This is a genomic window from Marinobacter alexandrii (assembly GCA_039984955.1).
GTDB lineage: Bacteria > Bacteroidota > Bacteroidia > Cytophagales > Cyclobacteriaceae > Ekhidna.
Map to the genome: position 1 here is coordinate 525,802 of JBDWTN010000007.1, position 26,360 is coordinate 552,161.

The following is a 26,360-nucleotide window of genomic DNA, read 5'->3' on the forward strand; positions in this document are numbered from 1 at the left end:
TGTCCCAAGATACTTTTGATCTATCAACAACACACAAATTAAACATTTCTAGATCATGGCAAAGATTATTCACAACAACATTTTGGACACAGTAGATTCAGTCTTCTCTATATCCAAAGAAAAAAGGTCTCTTCACTTACATGCTGAAGACGAAACCCTAGACGGTAGACATTTAACTATAAATGGAAAAAAAGCTCTTCATTTTGGCACCTGTGGGTATTTGGGGCTTGAACAACACCCTAAGCTGAAGCAAGGAGCAATAGATGCTATTGAAAAATATGGAGTTCAGTTTCCTATGTCTCGTACTTACATCTCTAATCCACTTTATAAAAAGCTAGAAGAGAAAATCCATGAGATGTACAACGCTCCTGTTGTGATATCTAAAAACTGCACGTTAGCACACCTGGCTACTATTCCTATAGTTGTTAGAGAGAATGACCTAATTATCCTTGACCACCTGGTTCATACGAGTGTACAAGAAGCTGCTAAAAAAATGCTCTCGCAAGGTGTGAAAATAGAAATGATCCGACATAACAACCTTGAAATGTTAGAGAATATCATTGAAAAAAATAGAAGCAAATACGATAGAATTTGGTACATGGCGGATGGCGTATATTCTATGTATGGAGACTATGCTCCTATTAAGGAAATGATCGCTCTTGCCGAAAAATACGACCAACTTCACCTATATGTAGATGATGCACACGGGACAAGCTGGACGGGCAAATTCGGTACAGGATATGTAATGAGTCAAATGGATCATAAACTCTACAGAAAAATGATCTTAACCTCCAATCTTGGAAAAGCATTTGGAGCATGCGGAGGATTGACTCTCTTCCCCAACGAAGAATTTCAAAGAAAAGTAAATGTATTTGGTGGGCCATTGACCTTCTCCGTTCAAATAGAGCCACCTACTTTGGGAGCTGCATTGGCATCTGCTGAGTTACACCTTAGCGGTGAAGTTCATGAGATGCAAGATGAGTTGAGGACCAGAATAAATTATTTCAATTCGCTTCTTAAGCAAACTAATCTCCCATTAGTAGAAGAAAACGATAGTCCGATATTTTTCATAGGTGTTGGAACCATGGACATGGGTAATTATCTCGTAAGAGAGATGACAAATGATGGAGTATATGTGAATATAGGTCCATATCCTGCCGTACCTGTGAAGAACATAGGTATCCGAATTACCATCTCCAGACATAATACATTGGAAGATATAGAGACTCTCGTAGACAAGTTAGAATATCATTTTGAACGAGCATTGGAATTCAACGGGCAGACATTGGAGAAAATCCATAAGGCATTTAAAATGAATCCTAGCATAATTAAAAAACAGGAAAAAAGTGTGGTCATAAATAATCAACATTTAAAGATTCAGTTATCCGAAAGTATTTTAGAAGTTGATAAAAAAGAATGGGATGAGCATCTTGGCAAACGAGGAATGTTTGATTGGAATGGTCTTAATCTGCTTGAGCGCTCGTACAAAGGAAATGAGCTAGAAGCTAACAACTGGAAATTTCGTTACCTCATCATTAAGGATGCCCAAGATGAAGTGGTTTTGATGACTTTTTACACAAGTACATTATATAAAGAGGATATTTTCTCCCGAGCTTCAATTTCCATAGCATTGGAAGAAGAGAGAAAAGTCAATCCAAATTATATGGTATCGCGAGGAATATTCATCGGTAGTCTTTTTACTGAAGGGAATCACTTATATCTCAATCAAGAAAGTAGTCATTGGAAAGATGCTCTTAACAAGCTTATTGATGGATTGTATGAATTTCAGGAGGAAGAAAATGCAATCAACATTATGTTCAGAGACTTAGAAGCAGGAAATAAAGAAATGGATGACTTCATGACAGAAAGTGGATTTGTCAAAATGGACCTTCCTGAATCTTGTATCGCTGATTTAACCACTTGGAACAATGAAGAAGAATTTATTCAAAGTTTGACCAAAAGCAGCAAAAAAGGGTTTAAGCACTACGTTAAAAAGCACGAACATCAATGCTATGTAGAATTCAAAGACAAGCTCTCTGAAGATGAATTAGCACACGCTTTAAAACTTCATAAAGCTGTAAATGATAAAAACATCGCCATTAATTCATATTTAACACCAGACAAGGTGTTTGAAGAAATGGTCGAGGATCCTAATTGGGAGTTTGGACTTGTATATATCAATAGGGACAATGCGGAAACCAATCGACCAATAGTTTATTGCTTCTGCCATAAAAATGAGCATAAAGTGTACAGCTTCATGTTAGTCGGTATGGACTATGAATACATATACGATTATTCAGGATACAGATTAGCACTTTGGGCATTAGTGAAGAGAGCGAAAGAGTTAGGTTGTACACAAGCCAACTTCGGAATCTCAGCTACGATGGAAAAGAAAAGAGTAGGTGCTAGACCACAGCAGAGAGTCGGGTACTTCCAAGCTAAGGATAACTACGCTTTGGAAATGATGGAGACCACCATCGCAAAAGAACGTGATTAGTTGATGCCAGATTGTCCACGGCCTTTTGTTGAGGGCTGTGGACTAACTTTAAACCCCAATTGAAATGGAAACTCTCGTGAAAAAGTCCCTACAAGAAAGAATAGAAGATATAAGTGCGCTAATATTTGAAGTAGCGAATGGAAACTTTGATTACACCATAGAAGCCGCAGGTGAAGATGATGAACTAGATGCCATTATATCTGGTGTCAATATGCTTGGACAAGAGCTTAAAATCTCCACGGTCTCGAAAGATCATGTTCAAAGCATGTACGATGGAGTAATTGACCCAATCGTAGTAATGGATCTCAATATGAATGTTCAGAAAGTAAATGGAGCATTCACTCAAGCATTAGGAATCTCAGAAGGGGAAGCAAAAGGTAAATATCTAGTAGAACTTATCGATTTAGAAAAAACCGCACATGATATAGCGGAAATTTCTAATCAAATGCAACAAGATGGAAAATATCAGAATGCAGAATTGTATTTTAAAACCAAAGATGATGACACACTTCCGACTTCTGCTTCCTTCTCATATCTGAAAAATGCTAATAACGAACATGAAGGTATCATGATCGTTGCAAAAGACATTACACAGATTAAGGAAACAGAAAAGAAGCTAATTGAAGCAAAAGAAGCTGCTGAAGAAGCAAACATGGCTAAGGGTAGATTCCTTTCTAATATGAGTCATGAAATTCGAACTCCTCTAAATGGAATTATAGGGTTTACTGATCTACTAAAAACAACAGAAACCGATGATGCTCAAAGTGAATACATAGAAATGATTAGTAATGCCAGCACAAATCTGGCTAAGCTGCTTAATGATGTGTTAGATCTAAATAAAATTGATCTTGATCGCATTGAATTAGAGGAAATTCCCTACGATTTCAGAGCCACATTTACATCTAATCTAAATCCTTACACTTATACAGCAAAAGATAAAGGAATAGAATTAACCTACTCTTTTGATGAAAGTGTCCCTAAAATTGTTGTTGGAGATCCTACTAGGTTGAATCAAGTTCTTGTAAATCTGGTTGGCAATGCCATAAAATTCACACAAATAGGATTTGTAGATATTACATTCTCCTCGGTTAAGAAAGGTGAGGAAATGTTCCTTCAATGCGAGGTAGCAGATACAGGTATTGGAATACCCGCGGATAAGCAGGATACCATTTTTGATACATTCACGCAATCTGACAATACCATTACAAGAAAATTTGGAGGGTCTGGACTTGGCTTGGCAATTTGTAAACAATTAGTGGAAGTAATGGGTGGCGAAATCGAGGTGATTAGTCCGTCAATCAGTAGAAGCCATGGAACAATTTTCAAGTTTACGATTCCAGTTAAAGAAGGTAAAGAAGAAGTCAATCATAAGTCTGGCAGTGATTCTGAATCGGATCAATTCGAAAATCTAAAAGTACTTGCCGTTGACGATAACAATGTGAATTTGATATTGATTAAAAGAATTTTAGAAAAATCGGGAATTGAAGTTGCAACAGCTATTAACGGCAAAGAAGCTATCCAAAAATCAAAAAGAGAACCCTTCAATCTTGTACTAATGGATATTCAAATGCCTGTAATGGACGGTCTAACGGCAACCAAATTATTAAGAAAGGAAGGCTATGAAAGTCCAATATTAGCTCTATCTGCAAATGTGGATAAAGAAAATATTAAAGCAATTAAAGAATCTGGAATGGATGATTTCTTACAAAAACCATTTCGTAAGCCACAACTAATCCAGTTACTGAAAAAATGGAGTGAAGCAAATTAAGATTTCTTCCAAGCGACATTTAAGATAACTCCAGAGAGTACTAAGGCCATTCCAGCATAAGTAACTAAGTTGTAAGTTTCATCAAAAATGAAGAATCCAAACGCAAGTGAATAAATAATCCCTATATAGGTAAGAATTGAGACTTTACTCAATTCTTCCTTTTGATAGGCCTTCGTCATGAGAAACTGTGCAACTTGAGTAAACAAGCCTATCAATATAAGCACCACCCAATCTGTGCCAGCTGGTCTCACCCACACAAAGGCAGTCCAAATACCTGATATGGGCAACATGATTAACGGGAAATAGAAAATGATTACTAAAGGATGTTCGCTTGTCTTCAGTTTTCGAATAAAATTGTAAGCCAGACCCATGAAAAAAGAAGCGCTGATTCCCATAACCAGATGCCAAAAAGAAATTCTTGGATCAAATCCCTGAATAACCATTATTCCAGCAAAACTCATAGCGAAGAACAGCCATTGAAGCTTTTTTACTTTTTCACCTACTAAATAGATACCAAGAACCGCAGTAAAGATTGGAGCTAGATACTGCAAAGTAGAAGCAGTAGCTAAAGGGATCTGTTGCAGAAGACTAAAGTAAATCATCAATGCAATCGCTCCTGCCACTCCCCTGCCAATAAGTACTGGTTTGTTATTTCCCCAGATATTCACCCTTTGCCTCGATAAAAAAAATAAGCTTATCGCTAAGGAGATAACTGACCTAAATAAGATTATTTCAATGGCGGGAATATGAGGCACTAGTTTGACACACACCTTCATCAGTGTAAAGGTGAAAGAGGCAAAAAGCATGTATTTAACTCCCTGACTCAATATAATTAGATAGTGATTACCCCATCTTTGATTTCCAGCTTTCGATCAGCCATTCCTGCCAACTCCATGTTGTGAGTAACAATGACAAACGTTTGGCCCATGTCTTTTCTAAGGTCAAAAAAAAGTTGATGCAGATCATCCGCACTCTGTGAGTCTAGATTTCCACTCGGCTCGTCAGCAAACACGATGGAGGGATCATTGATCAATGCTCTGGCAACCGAAACCCTTTGTTGTTCTCCACCTGATAGTTCTGATGGCTTATGATCATAGCGTCCTGAAAGCCCCAGTATATCTAACAACTCTCCGGCCCTTTTCTTAGCTTGTTTATTTCCTTTAATAAAAGCGGGAATACAAACATTCTCGAGGGCAGTGAACTCAGGAAAAAGGTTATGAAATTGAAAAATGAAACCTATTTGCTCATTTCTAAACTGCGACATTTTTTTTTGAGGAAGGGATGACATTTTTATGCCATTTAGCATAATCATTCCCGAGTCTGGAGTGTCCAAGGTACCCAGTATATGCAAAAGAGTACTCTTCCCTGCACCTGAAGCCCCTACTATACTTACCACTTCTCCCTTGTCAATTGAAAGATTGACTCCTTTTAGGACGTCCAGTCCTCCATAAGACTTATATACGTTATCCGCTTTCAGCATGGCGGCAAAGATATGATTATCATGTACAATTCCTTGAACACAAAGCTCTTCAACTTGGTTATACGTTTTTGATGATTTAGCTTCGCACAAAATTTAATTCAATGAACATTCACGAATACCAAGCCAAAGAAATTCTTAAGTCATACGGTGTGACAATCCAGGAAGGAGTTGTTGCAGATACACCTGACAAAGCAATAGAAGCAGCAAAGGAACTTAATCGCGAAACAGGAACAGAATGGTTCGTGATCAAAGCGCAAATCCATGCCGGAGGTAGAGGAAAAGGGAAAGTGAATGAGACAGGATCTAATGGTGTAGTGCTTGCCAAGAGCTTGGATGAAGTTGGCCCAAAAGCAAAGGACATCCTAGGCGGAACGTTGGTAACACATCAAACAGGCGCTGAAGGGAAGAAAGTAAATAAGATTTTGATAGCTCAGGATGTATACTATCCAGGAGAATCAGATCCTAAAGAGTATTATCTATCCATCCTTTTAGATAGAGGTACTGGTAATAACGTTATCATGGCCTCTACAGAGGGAGGAATGGATATTGAGACGGTTGCGGAAGAAACTCCTGACAAAATAGTGAAAGAATGGATTGATCCAGCTGTTGGCCTTCAAGGCTTCCAAGCTAGAAAAGTTGCTTTTGCTTTAGGACTTGAAGGAAATGCTTTCAAAGGCATGGTTAAATTCATCTTTTCTCTTTACAAAGCTTATGAAGCGACTGATGCATCTCAATTTGAGATTAATCCTGTTCTAAAAACTTCTGACAACAAAATACTAGCCGTTGATGCCAAAGTAAATATTGATGATAATGCCCTATATCGTCATAAGGATATCGCAGAATTAAGAGATTTAACAGAGGAAGATCCTTTGGAGGTAGAGGCTGGTGAATCCGGGCTTAACTATGTGAAGTTGGATGGTAACGTTGGATGTATGGTAAACGGTGCTGGCTTAGCGATGGCTACCATGGACATTATTAAGCTATCTGGTGGAGAGCCTGCTAACTTCCTTGATGTAGGAGGTGGGGCAAACGCACAAACTGTGGAAGCTGGCTTCCGAATTATTCTGAAAGATCCAAATGTGAAAGCAATACTTATTAACATCTTTGGAGGAATAGTAAGATGTGATAGAGTAGCTACTGGTGTAGTAGAAGCCTATAAAAACATTGGAGACATTAGCGTTCCAATAATTGTAAGACTACAAGGAACTAACGCAGAAGAGGGAGCTAAAATAATTGAAGACTCTGGACTGAAAGTAACCTCTGCTATCGTATTGAAAGATGCCGCTGACAAAGTAAAAGAAGTACTTTCTTAACTTATCTAGTACTGATAAATTAGGGGTCAATTAAAAAACCTTTGCCATAGTTGAAACTAATCGACTATGGCTTTTTTACGTTTAATAATTATCGGGATTCTATTGACCAGTTGTCATGAAGAACCCAATCGTGTAAATCGTACTGACTTAATCGCCGGATCTGATTCCTTTGGCAAAACCTGGCAAGTCAGTCACATAGATATTGAAATTGGGACAGTTACTCCATTTAGATGTGTGACGGACAACTATATCACTTACTTCCCAAATGGGAAATACGAGATCAATGAAGGTTCCTCAAAATGTGATCCAAATGATCCACCAGCTGTCTCAGGTGTGTGGTTTATGAACGAGACTCAAGAACAACTTATCGTGGAACTAGGTGATAGCATCCAGATGTGGAGAATTGAATCAATGGAATCTGATTCACATGAAATCACCTCTTTATTCAAAGAAGGGAGTAGGACATACACATTTATTTCGTCGAGATAATTCAACAATTCAAAGAATAGATTAGGGGTTATCAAATTTTAACTGTACTAACTAATAACAACAAAATGAAAACATTATGAGTATTGTCAGATTTTTTCTATCCATATTGACGGTGATCGTTTTGCTTGTTATGCTAAGCTGAGTAAAGGAAAATAACATAGATCACCGCTAGTAAAAAAGCCTTCTCAAAATTGAGAAGGCTTTTTTATGCATCCAAAGATTTACTCGTCACAGCGCTAGGAAAAAGAGTGTCTCAAAAGCCGTCATCACGAGGAATCGACGGTTCGCCGTAGCGACGATCTCACGATAAAAAAGACGCCTTTAAATCTATGAGATAGCTTCACTTAAGTTTTTGAGACACTCTCTTCATATGCACTCGGAAGGATTACTCATACACATATGCACGCACACAACCCCTCGTGAATTCCGCTTCGCTACATTTCGAACCAGGGTTCTCATCCTTCCTGTTTCTTCTACTTACTTCTATTCTTAATAAAAAAAGCATCTATCATAACTGATAAATGCTTGATGTGCACTCGGAAGGATTCGAACCCTCAACCCCCAGAGCCGAAATCTGGTATTCTATCCAGTTGAACTACGAGTGCTAATTTTGGGAGGGCAAATATAGAATGATGTTGGTTAAAATAGAACTGTTACATCTACATGACTTAACAATTATCCTTAATTTTACATTATTACAAATAGTCAAATAATTTCAAGAATGAAAGCCTACATTGTCGCCTCAATGATCATTTTATTCGCATCCAATACTTTTGCTCAGGATGGACTTCACCTCACCCCAGTGCAATATTTCATGTAGAAGCCCCTGGGGAAAATAAAGGTATGCTTATCCCAAGTCTAACTACCGCACAAAGAGATGGTATTATTACAACAACAACTCCTGCTAATAGCCTGATTATTTTCAATACTTCTCAAAATGCCTTTAATTACTACGATGGCTCAAACTGGATTCGTCTAATTCCAAACACGGCAAACTTTAATATTGATATGTCATTTGAAGGAAGTAACTATAAGATTATTAACCTGAATAACGGCATAGATTCTGGTGATGCAGTAAATAGAGGACAGTTGGACACAAAAATTACAAGAGAAAATGGTTCAGTAATCAATAGTTACATAGCTGATGATGCAGTCACACAAACCAAAATTGCATCAAGGGCAGTTACAACAACAAAAATAGCAGATGCAGCTGTCAATAGTACAAAAGTAAATACAACGATACCTACGACGGTAAATGCTCAATTGTCTGATTTCAATAATTTGCTAACTCCTGGAATATTTAATGTCTCTTCACTGATGGGTAATGCACCTCCAGGAAACTTCTCAGGAACACTAATAGTAACTCAATTTAGAAATTTCGCTCTTCAAGACGTTACTACCCAAATTATGATACCATTGGATAGTTCATCTCCCAGATATTCTCGTAGAATATTTATTCATATTTTGGACGGGACCACCACCATTCAAGCCTGGCAGTAACAACCTGCTTCTAATGATCAGACCTAGAAAGAAACTTTATCGATCGAGCTACAATTCATGGAAACTGATTTCCCATTCTTATTCTTTCCTTCGAGTCGTACCATGTCTACTTCTACCTCTAGTTTATCGTTGTTATTCTTAACCAGAATAACTTTATAAGTGACAATACCTTTTTTTCTTTTAACGGTTTCTTTAAAGCTGATTCGTTTCACCTGCTTCAAAGAAATACTCGAATTACTTCCGCGATAAGAATAAATTATTTTCTCAGATGAGCCACTCTCTCCGGTTTGATAAAAAAGTACCTCTGAAAGAACAATTTGCTCTCCATTATTTTTCACGATAGTTGCAGGAGCTTGTGCAAATGAGAAAATCAAGCCTATTAATAACACTTTCATAGATAAATGCAATTTTATAACTCTAAGATACAATAAAGACTCGCCGTTTGAGCATAAGGTTGCTATATTTATGCCAAAAAAAGAATGGAAGAAAAAGATTCGATGAAATTTTCTGAGTGGGTGGATTCCTTAACAATATCAGACGCCATGAATGTCATTTTGATGACCACTTTCACTATTGTTATAATCTGGTTAGTAATCAGAACGTTCCGAGGTAAATCATCTGCCTAAAGTTTCGCTGAACAGTACTTACAGTAAACTGCGTCTCTTTCATGACCAGATTTACCACATTCACTACAAGCTCTCTTAGCTTCTGATTCCTTTTTCTCTTTCTCAGCATTAGCCAGTTCTGTTGTGACGATTCCTGTAGGCACAGCAATAATGGCATACCCCATGAGCATAAGCGCTGAAGCTACAAACTGTCCAAAAACTGTCTGAGGCGCAATATCTCCATACCCGACGGTTGTTACCGTTACTATAGCCCAATAAATACTCCTGGGAATACTAGTGAAGCCGCTCTCCCCCCCTTCGATCATATACATCAAGGTGCCCATGATCATGACTAAAGTGACTACAGCTCCTAAAAAAACCAATATCTTGTGTCGACTGGCAGATAAAGCATTGGATAAAACGGATGCTTCTCGCAGGTATCTTCCAAGCTTCAGAATTCTGAATATCCGGAGCAAGCGAATAGAACGGATAACTACCAAGTAACTACCACCCGCAACAACTAAAGTAAGATAGGTTGGGAGTAAGGCCAACAGGTCTACAATTCCCAGGAAGCTAAAGGCATATTTCTTCGGTTTCGCTGTTATAGTCAGTCTAAGAGTGTACTCTATGGTAAATAAAATAGTAAACAACCATTCACTTATAAATAGCGCATAGCCAAACCGTTCTTTGATCTCACTGACACTTTCAAGCATCACACTCAGAACACTGAGTACTATGGCCCATAGCAGAACGATATCAAACAGTTTTCCTGCTCTGGTATCGGTTCCAAAAACAACTTCAAACAGCTTCTTTCTAAGCTTTGGGAGGTATTTGAATTCAGGTTGAGACATAATTTAATAATTAAGTCAACGTTTTGAGGTTAAAAAGTGTCATATAATTCGAACAATTTGCAACTTAGTTGATTAATCAATTAATGTTAAATTAATATTAAATTCGCACGTTAACTTAAAACCAAATACAATGAAAAAATCTCTTTTAAAATACTTTAAAGCGTTTGCATGGATCGGTGTAATGGCTTCAATGATAGTACTATCTAGCTGTGGCGATGATGATGGTGATAATGGTCCAGATGAAGTAACCGAAACTGTCTGGGAGCTTTTGGAAGCCAATGAGGACTTAGCTCTTTTAGAGTCAGAATTGTCTGCTTTTGCAGATTTAGAAGCTGCTCTAGATAATGCGGACGGTACTTATACAGTTTTTGCACCTACAGATGCTGCACTAGAACAGCTTTTAACTACACTTAGCTTAGAAAGTTTTGCCTCAGTAAATTCCGATATAGCTAAAGCAGTATTGTCTTATCACGTTGTTGCTGGCTCAGCTCTTACCTCCGCTGATCTTGAGGTAGATGCAATGCTTGCTTCTCTTCAAGGAGAAAATATTACGGTTGCTGCTGGACCAACGCTTGTCTCGGGAGCTACTTCACCAGCTACTTTCAGAACAACAGATATACAAGCAGCTAATGGTGTTATCCATATCATAGAAGTGGTACTTGTACCTCCTACTATTGGTGGACAAATTGTTGCTACATTAGGTACGTTGGCACAACCAGTACTTCTAGGAGCTGACTTTACTACCTTAGCTGCTGCTATCGCTAAAGCAGATGAGGGTAAAGAGGCTGCTGCGACAATTGTAGGAACTTTAACTGCAGTTCAAGATCTAACAGTATTTGCTCCTACTAACGCTACATTCGAGGCTGCTGAAATCACAGTTGATACGTATGATGCAGCTACTTGGGATGCAATTATTCGAAATCATGTTGTTGTTGGACAAGGTGGTGGAACTGATGATGATGTTAATAGTCTAGGACTAGATGACCTGACTACAGGATCTACATTCAATACTGCAAGTCAAGGCTCTCTGTTCATTGTAGAAGGAGAAGCAACTGCAACTGCAACTGCAGTAAATCCTAATGCTCCTGGTATCTTTATTGATAGCAATGGTGATTTCACTGGAATGAATCTTGATGCATTAAATGCAGAAGTAGTTGTAATAGATGCTGCTCCATCTGATAATGGTCAACTTCATGTTATTGCAGGTATATTGGCACCAGGCAGCTAACCTCAATAATTAATTACCGTCTGTTTGACGATTCTACTGAAAAAGTAAAACCTGTGAAGTGTACTTCACAGGTTTTTTCATATATAAGCTAAACTCACATGCTATTCCTGTCGAATGCGTCAGATTATTTGGTCAGTCCCTTTTTTCTGATTGAAAAGTTATGCTCTTTGGCTGAGATATCTTATCAGTTATATTGAAGATCTCATTTGTCAATTGCTCAATTGATAGCTCACTTTCTAGTCGTTTGATTTTTGGACAGGTCTCTCTTTCGATGTTGGCTCTAGGCCGTTTGTGAAATGTATGAATGAAGTACGCCGTTTCGTCACGAACCAAATTGTACTCCTTCCATGTTTCTATAGGTGTCATAGATCTTCAACTCTTGCTTGTAGGTCATTCTCATTTTCCACCTTCGATATCATTACCAATTAAAAGTCAATATTATTGTCTCGTTGAGAATGCTTAATCCGCTTGGAATCTTGTTTCTTGTCTTTTCATCGATCACATTTAAGTCAAAAAATCAAGGCTAGAAAATTAATAATAGTTAAGCATGGAAAGAACTTATCTAGTTTTGCTTTTTCTATAAAAAGAGATTGAAACAAGGGTTAACATAAATAAAAAATTTAAGTATCCTAACCAGTCACCATTTTTAACAAAAAAAGTCTTTATACCATTACGGTGTATTGCTGCTAAAAAGACCTTAGGCTCACTTGAAAAAGTTTTATCGATAATATGACCATTTAAATTAGTCACACTTGAATATCCCATATTAGATGATCTTACGATATACTTTCTGGTTTCTATTGCACGTATGCTAGCCGCTCTTAAAAAATGCTTAGCGCCAGATGTATTCTTATACCAGCATTCATTAAGACCTACTGTTATAAATTCAGCTCCTTTCAAAACTGACTTCCTTAATATGTTACTAAAAGCAGATTCATAACAAATAATGGGTGCATAGGCACTACCTGATTTAAGTTCAAATAAATATGATGGTCTATCTTCTCGAGAAAAGAAAAATCCTCCTCTCGACCCTACTAGCTTTCTTAAAATTGAGAAGAACTTTCCTTTCAATAAAGTTTCTTCTATCGGTACTAGGTTTTCTTTAGCTCTATGTTGCACTGAATAATCAGAATCAAGTTGAATGAAGCTATTGAATACTTTATACCATACATCATACTTAGAAGAGTATACCAAATTCGGATTTTCATGAGCTTTCTTTTCATTAATGTTATTTTCTAAGCTGTACGAAATTGCCCCTGACGATATTGGCGTTTTATGTTTTCTAACAAAATTAGATAATAGATTCATAGATTCATTTTTATCTAATTCATGAAGAAAGCCGATATCTGGAAGTGAAGTTTCGGGAAGAAGTATTAAATCTGCGGACCCAATTAAGGAAGAGGTATCCAATAATGATAAATAATATTTTGTTACTTCAGATGCTTCTCTATTATACTTTTCATTCTCACAATCGATACTAGGATGAACCACTAACACATTAAATTTATTATTTTCTTTTATATAATTCTCATTTTCCATAAGTCTAGAAATCAATATCGGAAATATAAAAAACATAGATACTCGTATAATTTTATGTAAGTGTTTACCTGAATGAGTCATCCTAAAGGACCTTACAAAATCATACAACAAAATATTTGTTAATAGCACCCAAAAGGTGCCTCCTAAAGATCCTGTTACCTCATAGAATTGAATGATATTTGGATATGAACTCAAACAGTATCCAAGATTTAACAAAGGGAATGCAATTGACCATCTAAAATGAAAAAACTCAACTGCAACCCAAAAAGTTAAAAATAAATACTTGTTGATGTTGATAAAAGATGAGTTATTGGATTTCAAAAAGAAATATGGTACCGTAAATACTAATGAATTGAGAAAACAAATGCTTAATCCAGCCGCATAAGAAACACTAAACAACCATGAGAATACAAGTATATTTATCACTAAGTTCAAAAAAAACAGTAGCAATGTAAATTGTAAACTATTCCGCTCTTTCATAATATCTACCAGAAAAAAAACTGGTAGAAAGGAGACAAAACATAGAAATGAAAGGTCATCAAAACTCCAAGACAGAACTGTAATTAATACGAAAAGGCAACATAAAAAAAATACCAACATGTTAGTTGGCATTTTTTGACTAGTGTATTTTTTCATCATAGATAAAAACTGAATATTCAATCTCTCAGGTTATCATTATTTCACACATGATCTTCCACTACCTGGGATCTCTAGAATGGTCTATTAATATTGTTCTTGATAGTGTATTTGTATCAAAGACTTGTCCGTTCGAATCAATCCAGAAGACAGTAGCTTGAATTACCAAATTATATCCACGATCTGGGTCCGGATTAGTGTAAGGATAGTCATTAGTACGGTAAGTGATTGAGCGTCCGTCGGTTCCTGTACTGGATACTCCAAGAAAAGGTTCCCATTCAACATAATACTGATCAAACTGTGGAGGTACACTTGACGTATTAATTGAAAATGTAGCTGTCTCGAATCCAGATTGATAGCTATTTAATACAATAGCGTTTGGACCTTCCAAAGTAGGTCCTCCGCAAGCCAATGAAAATTGTATCAAACAAATTGACACAAAAATAGTGAGTAAGATTTTTCGCATTTTGGTAAGTTTTAAAATTATATATTAAAAATAACGTAATCACATACAAAAAGCAACCAGCATAAAAGCAATTTTTTTTTGAATTCACTAAACTTTAAGAATTAGATAAAATGCTAGTAGATCTTGAAGTTCTCGATTTTACAGAATTATGAATAAAATCGCTTCATCAAAAAAGCTAACCAATTAAAACTTAAAAGCCTATACGATGTGATTACTGTCAATTTATGAACTCTACTGACAATATCTTAAAAGTGTTATTGGTTTGTACAATACTATTTAGAAATAGAGACTCTTCAAGTTGAATCCTCTTTAGTCATGAATATTCAAGCAAAAGCGTACTCTGTCATGTCCTGAAATAGCAATACACAAAAAGTGTAACTATATTTCGCCAGTGATGATCCTATTGATAAACTCTGCTGACTGATCTATAATGGCTTGACCCTGATCTTCTCCAAGATATGTAACATGATTATTTGGAGGATTTGTCTCTCCTGGTATCTCCATGAATTCATAAGTCACGCCTGCCGCATCCAAAGCGTCTACAATTGAACAAGATCCATACGCAAACAGTGGGAATGGAACCACGTTGGTATTTCGGTAATCACACGGAACTACCTCATCTAATGCATCGTGAACCATGAAGATTGGTGGATCATTGCTATCTATCCAAGCATCTCTTAAAACGGACCCTGAGTAACTTATAATGCCTTGTACTTCAGAAGAAGTACTTATATCATTTGTATTTCCTTCAAAACCACCGCTAGCTTCTTGAATTTCTTTCAAATAATCAGGATAGTCCTGATCATCTTCATCCAAGAAACCTACGTTCATGGACATAACAGCACCTGCAGATACTCCACCTAGTATGATCATATTCGGATCTATCCCATAATCATTGTCATTTAACGCATTGTCTCTCATAAACCTGATTGCACCTCGCATATCAGAGAGTGTTAATACAACCCCTTCTGTATAGGCTATTGAATCCTTATTTGCTACAGATGGATCATTGATCAACCTATATTGCATACTTACAACGACATATCCCTTTTTCGCATATGCACTACATAAATCTCTAATATCAGCTTTATTGCCACCTATAAATGCACCTCCATGAGCCAAAAGCAATAGCGGTCTGTTTGTTTCATTGTCTCCTAAAGGCTCAAAAACATCTAATCTTAAATTTTGCACAGATCCCAACAGACCTGCTCCTTCTCCATATATGATATCAAACGATATATCAACTTCCGAAAAAACATCTTCCACATATCTTCCAGAGAGTGATCCATCATCATCACTACACCCAAAGAACACTGCAACCAACGATATCATTAAAAATTTTCTCATATTTATAAATTAGTATTAAACAAAAAACCGCCGATTCTTGTGAAATGGCGGTCAATTTTCTATTAAATCAATCAGTTCATCAACTCGTCAAACGTAAGTGATACGTAGTAAATAGAACCAATATTTGGTCCTCCTAAGCTTTGAAGATAAGTATCTCCAAAAAGATTAGATCCACCCACTTTAACAACTGATTTAATCTCTTCTAATTTCAAAGAGATCTGAGCATCTAATGTGCTATAAGAAGGCACATCGCCTATGGCGAATGAAGATTCCCACCTAAAAGCTTCTTGCCATCGGTAAGTGACATTAAAGCCCAACTTATCCGTAAGTTTTCTATTACCAAAATTGATGTTGTATTTATGTTCTGGTGTGTTAAACTCACTGAGGTTATTTTCAGTAAATCCTCCATTCAGTTTATTCCAGCTATAGTTACCTCCTATCGTGTATCCTTTTGGCAAATTATAAGTTAATCCAAGTGCTGCTCCCTGAGAAGTGACTTCATCATCCAAGTTACTATATATCTGTGCTGTATTACCTGTGAAAGAACCATTATCAAGTGTTAATGCACTTCCATTCAGGATAGTTAAATAATTAGGATCTCCTTCTTCAGCACCTGTAACTTGGGCTGCTGTTAAACTTTCATTCGTGTGTTCGCCAGCAACCACAATACGAATTTGTGTTATAAAACTGGTATAGGTGTTATGATAATAGACAGCATCAACAAGCAGTTTATTTCCTATCAAACTTTTATACCCAACTTCAATAGAACGAACCTCTTCAGGCACAACCGGTCGAATATCTTGAGTCTCGAAAGCTTCAAGTGACAGAATAGCTTCATCAAAAGAACTACCGCCAAACACGCTATTTCTAAATGCATTAACAGAACCACCTGTAAATGCTAAAGGGACTCCAGTAGAACTGGTGCGTGCTAAATCATATGTATCATAATTATCTTGCAATCCTCCTAATAATCGCGTAGAAATAGTATTTAGGTCAATGAATTGTCCTTGAGTCGTTGGGTTTCTAAAACCCGTTTGAAAAGATGCTCTAATATTATGATCATTGGCCACTGTATAAACTGCAGAGATCCTAGGGTTGACTTGCCCATCAAAATTCTCGTTTTTATCAAATCTAACAGAGCCACTTAGCTTTAAGTCATCCGTTACATTTTTACCAAACTGCGCATAAGCTCCAAATTCGTTAATTTGAATTCCTCCATCTTCATCAGGAAATATTGTACCCTCCGAACGAAGATCAAAAATTCTATAAGATCCTCCAACTTGAAAATCCATGAAATCTACTTGATTCTTAAAATCATATTGAGCATCTGCCTGATACATCTTTGTAGCATCACTAAATTTTGGACCGAAAGGGATTGTTCCATCCAATGATTCTTCTTTTATTCTTTGAAACTCTGCTGCCTGCTCAACAGGATCTAATGGGAAAAAATTATTATCATTCAACCCTCTTGCATAATCATGAGCTTGTTGCTGGATCAATAAAGCTTGATCACGATCAGCTTGTTGATTAGAGTTTTGCAATGCTGCTAAATCTCCAGGAGCAAACCCTTCATTATTAAGATACTCAAGGTAGTTAACTCCATAAGTGGCCAACCAAGTTGACACACCGCCTCCGCTTCTAGCATCATTCATTTTTAATGCTAAGAATTCTGTAATGTAAGAATCACCCGAATTTTCAAAGGTACCATAAGCTCTCACGAAGAAATTATCGGCTCTTAATTGTAAACGGTGTTGCTGAATGCTGAAATTAGATAATGAATACCTTTGGGCTCCAGTGTAAATACTTGTACCGAATCCACCATTATATAAATAACTCAACTCTAAATCATCATTTAATCGATAGAAAAGTCCTGTATTAAACTTTATATTCCGGGAGCCATAATCAATTAAGTCAACTTCTTTCCATGGAGTGACAGACACTACATGATTCGGTAAATCTCCAGACTGGGCATATGTATTAGCACTTAAGCCTGGACCAAAGTTTCTAGATCTTGCAAGTGCATTAAAATTATCACTGAAAGGAAATATAGCCAAATTAATGGTCGCTTCATCTCCATGGAAATGCAAACGATCTGCTCCTGGATTTTCTCCGCCTATACTGGCAAATGGGTTATTGGTTGCATTTCTATCAAATTCAGAGGTCCCATGCCAATCATCTGCATACTGATAAGTAGCATTAACCTTGAAGGCGAATTTGTTATTAAAAGCTTTTGCATATCTAAGAGAAAAAGTATTTAGAAGTGCCGGATCTTGATCCGCATCATCCCCCACATGATTCACACCGGTTTTCATGTATGCACTTAAACCTTGATATTCAAAAGGGTTTTTACTGTTAACCAATAGTATACCATTAAAAGCATTCGGGCCATATAGCGCTGATGAAGCGCCAGGTATCAATTCAACACTTTCCACGTCCAGGACTGAAGGGCCATTTAGATTACCAATCGGAAAGTTCAATGCAGGAGCTTGAGTGTCCATTCCATCGATTAACTGAACGAATCTGGTATTACCTGTTGAACCAAAACCCCTAGCATTTATAATTTGGAAATTGATGCTACTTGAGGCAACATCAACCCCTTTCAGATTTGCAATAGCTTTATAATATGTATCTGCAGAAGTATTTTGAACAGCCAAAATGTCCATTTTTTCTATACTTACTGGAGATTGTAATATATTCTCTTCCACACGAGAAGCTGACACGACTACTTCCTGACCTAACAAGGTGGATTCAGCCAATTGTATATCCAACGTTTGACCTGAAGCCGTTACTTCAATTTCCTGCCGCTCATAACCTACATAGGTGATAACCAGCGTAATGGGTGGAGCTGATTGTACAGACAATGAAAAATCTCCATTGACATCTGAAATAGTACCTAAAACTGTTCCTTTCACTAAAATCTGAGTACCAATTAGTGGTTCTCCGGTTTCAGCATCTAAAACTTTTCCTGAGACGGTTGTTTGTGCGAAAGAAAAACTCCAGATAAGAGTTAAACAAGCGCCTAAAATCCATTTTGTAATATTTCGATTCATGTGGGTTAATGTTTAAGCAAATAAAATTTGGCTTTTGGTTAGATAATTAACAATAAATTCCAGCTAATGGCAAATTTTGCACATAGTTTGTTCGAACATATTATGCATGCATAATATTAATGATTTTCGGTGAAAATAAGGAATTTATAAAGTCTGAGAGATTACCCTTCGCTCTTTACGTGCTCAACTAATTTGTCACATAATGAAGAAATTTCCTGATTCATGTATTCATCTCCTGTGGCATTTAAGACGCTTTGAGCAAGTCCGCCTAAACAATCTATGTAGAAATGCTTCATCTCATCCGCAGGCATATCCTTTGACCAGAGATCAATCCGCATGGTGTTTTTATTATCATGATCCCAAAGATTCAGGCTTATTGATTTTGTTTCGGTCAAACCGGGTTGATCCTTTTCATCTGCATCCCACATGATTTTTTCAGGAATGTTCTCTTTATCTAATTCTATTACAAATTTGATTTCTGACTTTTTCATTAATAATTAAGATTATGGAATCACAATTTTGTGATGACTATTAAGGTATAGAATTTCGAAATGACTGAAATCTTGTAGCAGATTCACTATCCACTGAGGTATCACAGCCCATTGAACCTGCAATTTCGTTGATGTCTTCTACTCGTGTATCTGTACCGGAGTGTATGGATAGAAAAAAAGTTTGCCTCTCCGGTTGAACGTTTTCCATACGCTCAAAAAACAATCCTGCGGCAGAACAAGATTGCCCTGAGCCCGAGAGAAGTGACACAGAATATTCATCTGCTTCCAATTCATTGGATCGGCTATACATAAAAGATTCAGTTGAAGGATTCAATGAGTTTAGCACACTAGATAATGCTGCTTCGTCGTTACCATTCGCGATTGATTTCAGATTGTTTATACCAAATTGAAAGAAAAGTCTTTCTGTTACATGTGTGCTATCCACATGGGCAATCAAATGTGCGATCAATCCAGAAAATTGATCCTCATTCTCTAAAAAGAATATTAATCCTGTATTTATATAGATAAATCCTCCTGGTGTAGCGAAAGCGCTTCGATCTTCGCTTTTAAGTAAAGTGACGGTCCAATTAAAGTCAGATTTCAACAATGATGTGGACGATGTGATCTCGTTCAATCGAGAATTGACATAATCATAAACTCCTGAATTGCTTTCAGGAGAAATCACAGAAAAATCTACCGAACTTGATACGACTTCCGCTAATTTTTCACCTAACAAAAGTTCTTCATCAATGGTAAAATCAACTAGGTCATCCGTCCTCTTACATGATGTAATCAGAATAGCTATGAGTACAATTAAAAAAGAGTTTAACAAGAACTTCATCTTAATAGCTTTAACGCTGCTTCTTTGTCTTTATTCAATTGAATCTTTAAGTCATCAATACTATTGAACTTGAGTTCCTTTCTCAATGCTTTTATAAATTCAACTTTGATTTCTTCTGTATAAATATTTTGCTCAAAATTAAACAGATGTACTTCAATAGTACGCTTTGAACCATCAACTGTCGGTTTAAAACCAATATTAAGCATCCCTTTGTAAACATTCTTCTTTACTGTTACTCTTACGGCATAGGATCCGTCTGCAGGCAAAAGTTTGTATGCTTCAGCTATTTCAATATTTGCTGTAGGAAATCCAATAGACCTTCCTTGTTTGTTACCATCAACGACTCTACCTGTAATCGAATAGTTACGCCCCAATAGTGAGTTCGCCAGGTGGATTTCACCACTTTCTAATGTATCCCTGATTTTTGTAGAACTGATTCCCACATGATCTATCTCTTGCTTCGAAATCTCATTCACTTTAAAATCATAAGTTGGTGCGACCTTCCGGAGAAAATCAATATTACCTTCTCGATTGTTCCCAAAATGATGATTGTATCCAATAAACAACTGTTTCGTACCAACCTTATCAACTAAAATATCTTTGACAAATTGGTCTGCTGAAGAATTAGAAAACTCAGGTGTAAATGCAATTTTTAAAACTATATCAACACCTAATTCATCCAGTAAGTCAACCTTTTCATCAAAGGTGGTGAGCAATTTGAGCTTATTTTCATTTTTACTAAGTATGAATCTTGGATGAGGCCAAAAAGTGATTAAAACACTTTTTCCATTGTGATCTCTAGCATCTTCAATTAATTTTTTCAAGATAGCTTGGTGGCCTAAATGAATGCCATCAAATGTTCCTATAGTGACCACCGAATAGTCCAGCTTCTCAAAGGCATCAATCTGATCAAATACCTTCATTGTGCTGCTTGATAAATTCATCTAACTCCATCGCATCAGACAACTGATATGGGCCTACACTAGTTCGTACTAATTTCTTCAGGTACCCACCCACTCCTAGTTCCAGGCCTAGATCATGAGCCAGACTTCTGACATATGTTCCTTTTGAGCATGAAACCTTAAATCCCACATTGGGAAGGTCAGAAGAATCAATATCAAATTCGTGTATCGTTAAAGAACGTGGTTCAAGCTTCACCTCTTGATTCTTCCGTGCTTTTTTATAAGCTCTCTCTCCCCCTATTTTAACGGCAGAATGTGCTGGCGGAACTTGACTTATTGGTCCTATAAACTTCAGACGAGCAGTTTCCAAATCTGCTTCTGTTACGCCAGACCAATCTTTCTCAGAATTAAATTCAGTTTCTAAATCATATGATGGAGTGGTCTTGCCAATTTCTATAACCCCCTCATAGGACTTATCCAGTCCTTGCAATTCATTTAGCTTCTTCGTGAATTTCCCCGTTCCAATGATCAACAGGCCAGTAGCTAATGGATCCAAAGTACCTGCATGTCCAATTTTTTTTACCTTCAATACATATCGAAGCTTTTTCACCACATCAAAAGAAGTCCAATTGACCGGCTTATTGATAAGTAGAAGTCTTCCTTCTTCGTAAGTATTTTCCATTATGCTGATAAGATTGCAATGAAGCCAACAATGAAGCAATAGATAGCAAAGTAGGTCAGCTTTCCTTTTCTAACAATTTTAATCATCCATTTGCAAGCCAGAAAACCTGATCCAAATGCTGCTAAAAACCCAATGATCAAACTTGAAGTATTAATTGTGTGGGTTCCCGTATTTTCAGCATAATCCAGCAGCTCAAGTAAACTTGCTCCTAGAATAGGGATTAAAACCATCAGGAATGAAAATCGAGCTGCTTTTGATCTCTCAACACCTAGAATAAGAGCTGTCGCTATCGTAGAACCCGATCTGGAAATACCGGGAAGTACCGCAAATGCCTGCGCTAATCCAATTGTAAAAGCACTTAAGTAACCAACATTTTTCTCGCCATCTTTCTTATAATGTGCAAACAAAAGAAGGCCTCCTGTAATCAAAAGCATGGAACCTACCAGTACAAGGTTGCCTACAAATAATTCTTCAATTTGATCTTTGAAGAAGATTGCAACCACAAAAACTGGCAACATGGATAGTAGAATTTTTGCAGCGAATTGTGTTGATTCATTCCATTGAAATTTGAATATATCTTTCAAAAGAGTCAGAATGTCTTTCTTGAACACAACGATAGTTGCCAGTGCTGTTGCCAAGTGAACGATAACAGCGAAAAGTAAATTATCTGAAGATTGAGCGTCGAGCAAAACTGAGCCGATCTCTAAGTGTCCACTACTACTAACTGGAAGAAATTCGGTTAAGCCTTGAATAATTCCCAGAATGAGCGCTTCTATCCAGCTCATTCAGTCTCAGACTTTGTTTTTGGCTTATAAAAAATAGCTACAAACTGAATAATAAAGCCGAGCATAACAACGATAGGGCCTAATGTCAGTCCTAAGAAACCAAAACCGTAAGGTTCAGTATCAAGTGTCATAATGATGAACCCTAGAGCTAGGGTTATAACCCCAATGATCATTATAATGTAGTTAGCTTTAGAAAAAGCAAGTTTTCGTTTTTCTGACATATCTAATAAAGTTGGTCTAATGACATTTTTAAATATTTCCTAATAGCCCTCAATGAGCTAAAATACCCCACAATCATTCCCATTATGAGGATCAATGAAAAGAGAATCAGGAATCCATTTGTATCCTGGAGCTCTGATAGTCCTTCTATAATGGTGTTCATGTACATTGTCAATCCATAGATTATTCCTGAAGCCAAAACACCTGCAAGTAATCCATAGATCATTGATCTAAAAAGGAAGGGTCGCTGAATGAATGAGCTTGTCGCTCCAACTAATTGCATGCTTCGAATGAGGAATCTTTGAGAAAAGAGCGCGAGCTTAATCGTATTGTTAATGAGTATTATAACTACAACGAGTGAAAAAATCGCTATCGACAGCAAAATGAATCCAATCTTAGTCAAGTTTTCATTGATACTTTCAATTAAGCTTTCTTCAAAGTCTACTTCAAAAACACCCCTCATTTTCTCAACCTCTGCTTTTATTTGATTAAGGCTATCAATTGCCTGATAATCTGCTTGAATTTTAATTGCCAACAGGTCTCTCAACGGATTATCTCCTAAAAAATCTTTAAAATCTTCACCAGTGGCTTCTACAAATTGTTTTGCAGCTTCCTCTTTGGTGATCAATATGATTTGTGGCTCTTCCTTAATCAGGATATAAGGTTTCGAAGCAATCGTGGTTCTAATTTTGGTAATGTCTGATTGTGAAATGTTCTTATTGAAGTAGACCTGAACTTCGATATTTTCCTGAATACGAACACCAAGTCTGGAGCTATGAAGTAGAAGCCATCCGAAAATACCGAGGACAAGAAGTGCTACCGTGATGCTAAAAACCACGCTAGCAAAAGGATAGCTACCTAGTTTTCTTTTCTTTCTGGTTTTCTTTTCCTCCATTAAGCCACGAATTTAGGCAAAATGCAGATGGAATGGAACGTTTACAGCCTTACTTGTTTGCTCGGATAAGGTTTAATTCAGTAACTACTTCATTATTCTTAACTAAAGGTAGTTCTATGAATTTATCAGCAATCCCAACCTTGTAGTAATTATCTAAATAGTAAACATAGATTCTTCTACCTGTGGAGCTATTAATTTCAAGAATTTCATATGGTGCTTTATCAAAATCTCCATTTAAAAATAGCTTACCATCATAATATTTATACTTGATCGTATTGCTTTTGGTAATGCGAGTCTGTACATCAATCGGATCATCATTTTCTGATGCCGCAGTGTTTTCAGGAAGCTTATCAAGATCTAAACTATTGAATTGTTTTTCATCTTCAATGTTTTCTACAGATGGTGCTTCAAATTCAGGTTGAAACGAATCCGCTACTTGATTTGATTCCTCAACTGTTTCTTCGGTATCATTTTGAGATGCTATTTTCTTAATAATTTGTTCATGAGTATTCTGAGCTATAGTTTCTCCAGTTTCAAGTTTCTCTAGTTTAGTATTATTAACAGGTACATTCTCGTTACCTAGCTCCCATACATATTCAGGCGAAGTAGTTTGTGGAGCAGTAATGGTAATGGAGGTGTTTTCATTTTCTTTTTCCCCAAGAAAATATATCCCCGTTCCAATGATTGAGGCTACCATCACACCTCCCAATGACTTCATCAATGCAGACTGCTGTACAAATTCAATCCACGTTGGTCCTACATTGATTGCATCTAGTCTTGCTTTTAATTCAATTTTTCTTTGCTCTTTCAGACCATTTACAATATCGGCTTGTAAGTCAAATTCTGATTTTATAGAAGGATCAGCGTCGACCTCAGCCCGAAAGGTGGCCATTTCTGAGTCACTCATCAGGCCTGAGTGATATTTATCTATGAGCTCTTGTTGAAGGTTTGTCATTTTAATCAAAAAAGTCTTCGGTGGTATACTTACTCTTTATTAAACTATCCAGCTTTTTCTTGCACTTATATTTTTTTGTTTTTGCAGTGTCTGTATTGGCAAAATTCATCTTCTCAGCAATGTCCGGCATTCCTAAACCATCGAAATAGTAATAGGTTAAAACCTTTTTACACACATCTCCCAACTGATCAATACAGTCCGTTACAATTTTCAAACGCTCTTTAGCGTCATGTGATTGATAATCCTCTCCATCTACGGTTTCAGAACTCAAACGACTTTTTCTATCCAATTCCTTTCTCCACTGATTTAAGCAAATGCTATACAAGTATGTACTAATCTTGGAAGTCAACACCAACTTTCCACTTGTAGCTTTCTGCCAAAATGCGAGTAAGGCCTCTTGGTATACATCTTTCGCCTCATCCTCTGTTCCACTATTGGATAGCACGATCTTAGTCATCATCTTATAATATTTCTTATATAGATGATCAAGCATTCGCTCATCTCCGCGACTTATTCGCTCAAGAATTTCACTATCCTTCATACACCAAGCCAGTTTTATATACTGTAAACAACCAATTGGTAACCCCTCAATGGTGAGTAGTTAGGATTACAATCGTAAAATACGCTAAATATTACGTTAACCCCCAGATTATTCTATTGAATAATGACGAAAAATTTAGATAAACAAAATTTTTATCAGGGTAACCCAGACAAAGCCAAGCTTTCGTCTGCCCTTTGGGTAAATTATGCTTTAATGCATAATTTAGGTTAATTCAATGATGGTTCTATCAGCTATCCCAAATACTCGATCATTACTTTTAGGCTGGATTTTTTTGATTCCTGTAAACTGACCAAAAGCTGGAAGCAAGCCATGATTAGACCCGAAATAAAAGCAAGGAACTGTTATGCTTTGACGACCCTTGCCTCGAATAGATACCCCAGGATGGATATGTCCTGAAATATTGAATAGCTGAGATTCTTCACGAATATGGGTGAAAGAAAATGGGGGTATATCTAATAGAGAGACGAGAGAAAGTTCTTCAGGGTATTCAGAAAGGATATCGTGATTCCCTTCTACGAGAATGAATTCAATGTAATTATATACTTTCAAAAAAGTAAGGAAATCCTTCCACTCGTTGTTTTCAAAACTATGGAAAAGATCGCCTAAAAGGATCACCTTCTCCGGTCGATTTTCCTTAATAAGTCTCTCAAGTATATGAATGTCCGTTAAGTGTATTTTACGCGATATCGGTATTCCGTGCTTTCTAAAATGACCTGCCTTACCTAAGTGTAAGTCTGATAAGATAAGTGTTTGCCTTGAACTCCAATAAATGGCTCGTTCGGGAAGTAAGACTAGTTCTTCACCAGCAAGGGGTAAAACAAAATCACTCACTAGAATATGGAAGCCAAGTTTGAGTTCGGTAGAAAAAAAGTAAATAACCTCTCACTTTAAGGTCACCATCCTCAATCCAAAGCTTGCAATCATAGATATTTCCGTTCTCAGGATCCATAATTTCTCCTTTATGGTATTCATCATTTCCTTTATTGTATTTCATCTCTGAAATAATTTCCATTCCAATGATCTTTTGTCCTTTTCTTTCATCTTCACATTCTTCACAAATCGGATCCTGGTCTTCATCTGGTTCCCTGAACAGCTTTACAATTTTCCCAAAAAATTGTCCTTTCTGTTCATAAATCTTTACAATAGATCTTGGCTTCCCCGTTTCATCATCAATGGTTTTCCATTGACCAACAATGGTTTGAGAAAACAAACCAGAACTCACAAGTACTAGAGATATAAATACAGTTACTTTCATTCTT

Annotated in this window: 25 protein-coding genes and 1 tRNA gene; 6 read left to right on the plus strand and 20 right to left on the minus strand. The window is 36.8% G+C overall.

Annotation, left to right across the window (positions count from 1 at the left end):
• Nucleotides 1–55 precede the first annotated feature (55 nt).
• Together ABJQ32_08740 and ABJQ32_08745 are read left to right on the plus strand one after the other, a co-directional pair.
• Nucleotides 56–2,497 carry an aminotransferase class I/II-fold pyridoxal phosphate-dependent enzyme gene (locus tag ABJQ32_08740; protein ID MEP5289723.1) on the plus strand — a complete coding sequence of 814 codons (2,442 nt, stop codon included), beginning with the start codon at nucleotides 56–58 and terminating at the stop codon, nucleotides 2,495–2,497.
• Nucleotides 2,498–2,561: 64 nt separating this feature from the next.
• The gene (locus tag ABJQ32_08745; GenBank protein ID MEP5289724.1) at nucleotides 2,562–4,265 is read left to right on the plus strand and encodes a response regulator; all 1,704 of its coding nucleotides are present in this window, start codon (nucleotides 2,562–2,564) and stop codon (nucleotides 4,263–4,265) included.
• Here the strand turns inward: ABJQ32_08745 and ABJQ32_08750 are convergent.
• A complete protein-coding gene (locus tag ABJQ32_08750) occupies nucleotides 4,262–5,071 on the minus strand; it encodes a DMT family transporter (protein ID MEP5289725.1) in 810 nt (269 codons plus the stop codon). The two genes, ABJQ32_08745 and ABJQ32_08750, sit on opposite strands and share 4 nt — an antisense overlap.
• A 26-nt stretch (nucleotides 5,072–5,097) precedes the next feature.
• Nucleotides 5,098–5,835, minus strand: coding sequence for an ABC transporter ATP-binding protein (locus ABJQ32_08755; GenBank protein ID MEP5289726.1), 738 nt, complete (start codon nucleotides 5,833–5,835; stop codon nucleotides 5,098–5,100).
• Nucleotides 5,836–5,846: 11 nt separating this feature from the next.
• Between ABJQ32_08755 and sucC the strand changes: the two genes are divergently transcribed.
• Both sucC and ABJQ32_08765 read left to right on the plus strand, forming a co-directional pair.
• Nucleotides 5,847–7,058, plus strand: coding sequence for an ADP-forming succinate--CoA ligase subunit beta (gene sucC, locus ABJQ32_08760; GenBank protein ID MEP5289727.1), 1,212 nt, complete (start codon nucleotides 5,847–5,849; stop codon nucleotides 7,056–7,058).
• A gap of 66 nt (nucleotides 7,059–7,124) precedes the next feature.
• A complete protein-coding gene (locus ABJQ32_08765; protein MEP5289728.1) occupies nucleotides 7,125–7,547 on the plus strand; it encodes a hypothetical protein in 423 nt (140 codons plus the stop codon).
• 531 nt (nucleotides 7,548–8,078) lie between these two features.
• Here ABJQ32_08765 and ABJQ32_08770 read toward each other — a convergent pair.
• Nucleotides 8,079–8,152, minus strand: a tRNA-Arg gene (locus ABJQ32_08770).
• Between the two features lie 238 nt (nucleotides 8,153–8,390).
• On the opposite strand from ABJQ32_08770, the gene ABJQ32_08775 reads away from it, so the two are divergent.
• Entirely contained in the window at nucleotides 8,391–9,047 is a 657-nt protein-coding gene (locus tag ABJQ32_08775; GenBank protein MEP5289729.1) for a hypothetical protein, read from the plus strand.
• Between the two features lie 23 nt (nucleotides 9,048–9,070).
• Here ABJQ32_08775 and ABJQ32_08780 read toward each other — a convergent pair whose 3' ends face one another.
• Nucleotides 9,071–9,442: a hypothetical protein gene (locus tag ABJQ32_08780; protein MEP5289730.1), complete on the minus strand. Its 372-nt coding sequence runs from the start codon at nucleotides 9,440–9,442 to the stop codon at nucleotides 9,071–9,073.
• Between the two features lie 227 nt (nucleotides 9,443–9,669).
• Entirely contained in the window at nucleotides 9,670–10,503 is an 834-nt protein-coding gene (locus tag ABJQ32_08785) for an ion transporter (protein ID MEP5289731.1), read from the minus strand.
• Nucleotides 10,504–10,633: 130 nt separating this feature from the next.
• Between ABJQ32_08785 and ABJQ32_08790 the strand changes: the two genes are divergently transcribed.
• Nucleotides 10,634–11,731 (plus strand): fasciclin domain-containing protein, encoded by a 1,098-nt coding sequence (locus ABJQ32_08790; protein MEP5289732.1) that lies wholly within the window; start codon nucleotides 10,634–10,636, stop codon nucleotides 11,729–11,731.
• A 558-nt stretch (nucleotides 11,732–12,289) separates the two neighbouring features.
• On the opposite strand, the gene lnt is transcribed toward ABJQ32_08790, so the two are convergent.
• From lnt to ABJQ32_08865, 15 genes are all read right to left on the minus strand, one after another.
• Entirely contained in the window at nucleotides 12,290–13,909 is a 1,620-nt protein-coding gene (gene lnt, locus ABJQ32_08795; protein ID MEP5289733.1) for an apolipoprotein N-acyltransferase, read from the minus strand.
• Nucleotides 13,910–13,967: 58 nt separating this feature from the next.
• Complete coding sequence (locus ABJQ32_08800) at nucleotides 13,968–14,372, minus strand: hypothetical protein (GenBank protein MEP5289734.1); 405 nt, start codon at nucleotides 14,370–14,372, stop codon at nucleotides 13,968–13,970.
• Between the two features lie 378 nt (nucleotides 14,373–14,750).
• Nucleotides 14,751–15,719: an alpha/beta hydrolase gene (locus tag ABJQ32_08805; GenBank protein ID MEP5289735.1), complete on the minus strand. Its 969-nt coding sequence runs from the start codon at nucleotides 15,717–15,719 to the stop codon at nucleotides 14,751–14,753.
• Nucleotides 15,720–15,790: 71 nt separating this feature from the next.
• Nucleotides 15,791–18,769, minus strand: a complete 2,979-nt coding sequence (locus tag ABJQ32_08810) for a TonB-dependent receptor (GenBank protein MEP5289736.1) — start codon at nucleotides 18,767–18,769, stop codon at nucleotides 15,791–15,793.
• A 161-nt stretch (nucleotides 18,770–18,930) separates the two neighbouring features.
• A complete protein-coding gene (gene gldC, locus ABJQ32_08815) occupies nucleotides 18,931–19,260 on the minus strand; it encodes a gliding motility protein GldC (GenBank protein MEP5289737.1) in 330 nt (109 codons plus the stop codon).
• Between the two features lie 40 nt (nucleotides 19,261–19,300).
• The gene (locus ABJQ32_08820) at nucleotides 19,301–20,101 is read right to left on the minus strand and encodes a M48 family metallopeptidase (protein ID MEP5289738.1); all 801 of its coding nucleotides are present in this window, start codon (nucleotides 20,099–20,101) and stop codon (nucleotides 19,301–19,303) included.
• A complete protein-coding gene (locus ABJQ32_08825; GenBank protein MEP5289739.1) occupies nucleotides 20,098–21,024 on the minus strand; it encodes a bifunctional riboflavin kinase/FAD synthetase in 927 nt (308 codons plus the stop codon). The genes ABJQ32_08820 and ABJQ32_08825 overlap by 4 nt, the downstream gene beginning before the upstream one ends.
• A complete protein-coding gene (truB, locus tag ABJQ32_08830) occupies nucleotides 21,011–21,685 on the minus strand; it encodes a tRNA pseudouridine(55) synthase TruB (GenBank protein ID MEP5289740.1) in 675 nt (224 codons plus the stop codon). Before truB ends, ABJQ32_08825 begins: the two co-directional genes overlap by 14 nt.
• Nucleotides 21,685–22,470 carry an undecaprenyl-diphosphate phosphatase gene (locus ABJQ32_08835; protein ID MEP5289741.1) on the minus strand — a complete coding sequence of 262 codons (786 nt, stop codon included), beginning with the start codon at nucleotides 22,468–22,470 and terminating at the stop codon, nucleotides 21,685–21,687. The genes truB and ABJQ32_08835 overlap by 1 nt, the downstream gene beginning before the upstream one ends.
• Nucleotides 22,467–22,691, minus strand: coding sequence for a DUF3098 domain-containing protein (locus ABJQ32_08840; GenBank protein ID MEP5289742.1), 225 nt, complete (start codon nucleotides 22,689–22,691; stop codon nucleotides 22,467–22,469). Before ABJQ32_08840 ends, ABJQ32_08835 begins: the two co-directional genes overlap by 4 nt.
• 2 nt (nucleotides 22,692–22,693) lie before the next feature.
• Complete coding sequence (locus ABJQ32_08845) at nucleotides 22,694–23,584, minus strand: permease-like cell division protein FtsX (protein MEP5289743.1); 891 nt, start codon at nucleotides 23,582–23,584, stop codon at nucleotides 22,694–22,696.
• Nucleotides 23,585–23,633: 49 nt separating this feature from the next.
• On the minus strand, nucleotides 23,634–24,539 hold the full coding sequence (locus ABJQ32_08850) for a hypothetical protein (GenBank protein MEP5289744.1): 906 nt from the start codon (nucleotides 24,537–24,539) through the stop codon (nucleotides 23,634–23,636).
• Between the two features lies 1 nt (nucleotide 24,540).
• Entirely contained in the window at nucleotides 24,541–25,080 is a 540-nt protein-coding gene (locus tag ABJQ32_08855; protein ID MEP5289745.1) for an RNA polymerase sigma factor, read from the minus strand.
• A 222-nt stretch (nucleotides 25,081–25,302) separates the two neighbouring features.
• Nucleotides 25,303–25,932: a ligase-associated DNA damage response endonuclease PdeM gene (gene pdeM, locus ABJQ32_08860; protein ID MEP5289746.1), complete on the minus strand. Its 630-nt coding sequence runs from the start codon at nucleotides 25,930–25,932 to the stop codon at nucleotides 25,303–25,305.
• On the minus strand, nucleotides 25,925–26,356 hold the full coding sequence (locus ABJQ32_08865) for a DUF2147 domain-containing protein (GenBank protein ID MEP5289747.1): 432 nt from the start codon (nucleotides 26,354–26,356) through the stop codon (nucleotides 25,925–25,927). The genes pdeM and ABJQ32_08865 overlap by 8 nt, the downstream gene beginning before the upstream one ends.
• Between the last annotated feature and the right edge of the window lie 4 nt (nucleotides 26,357–26,360).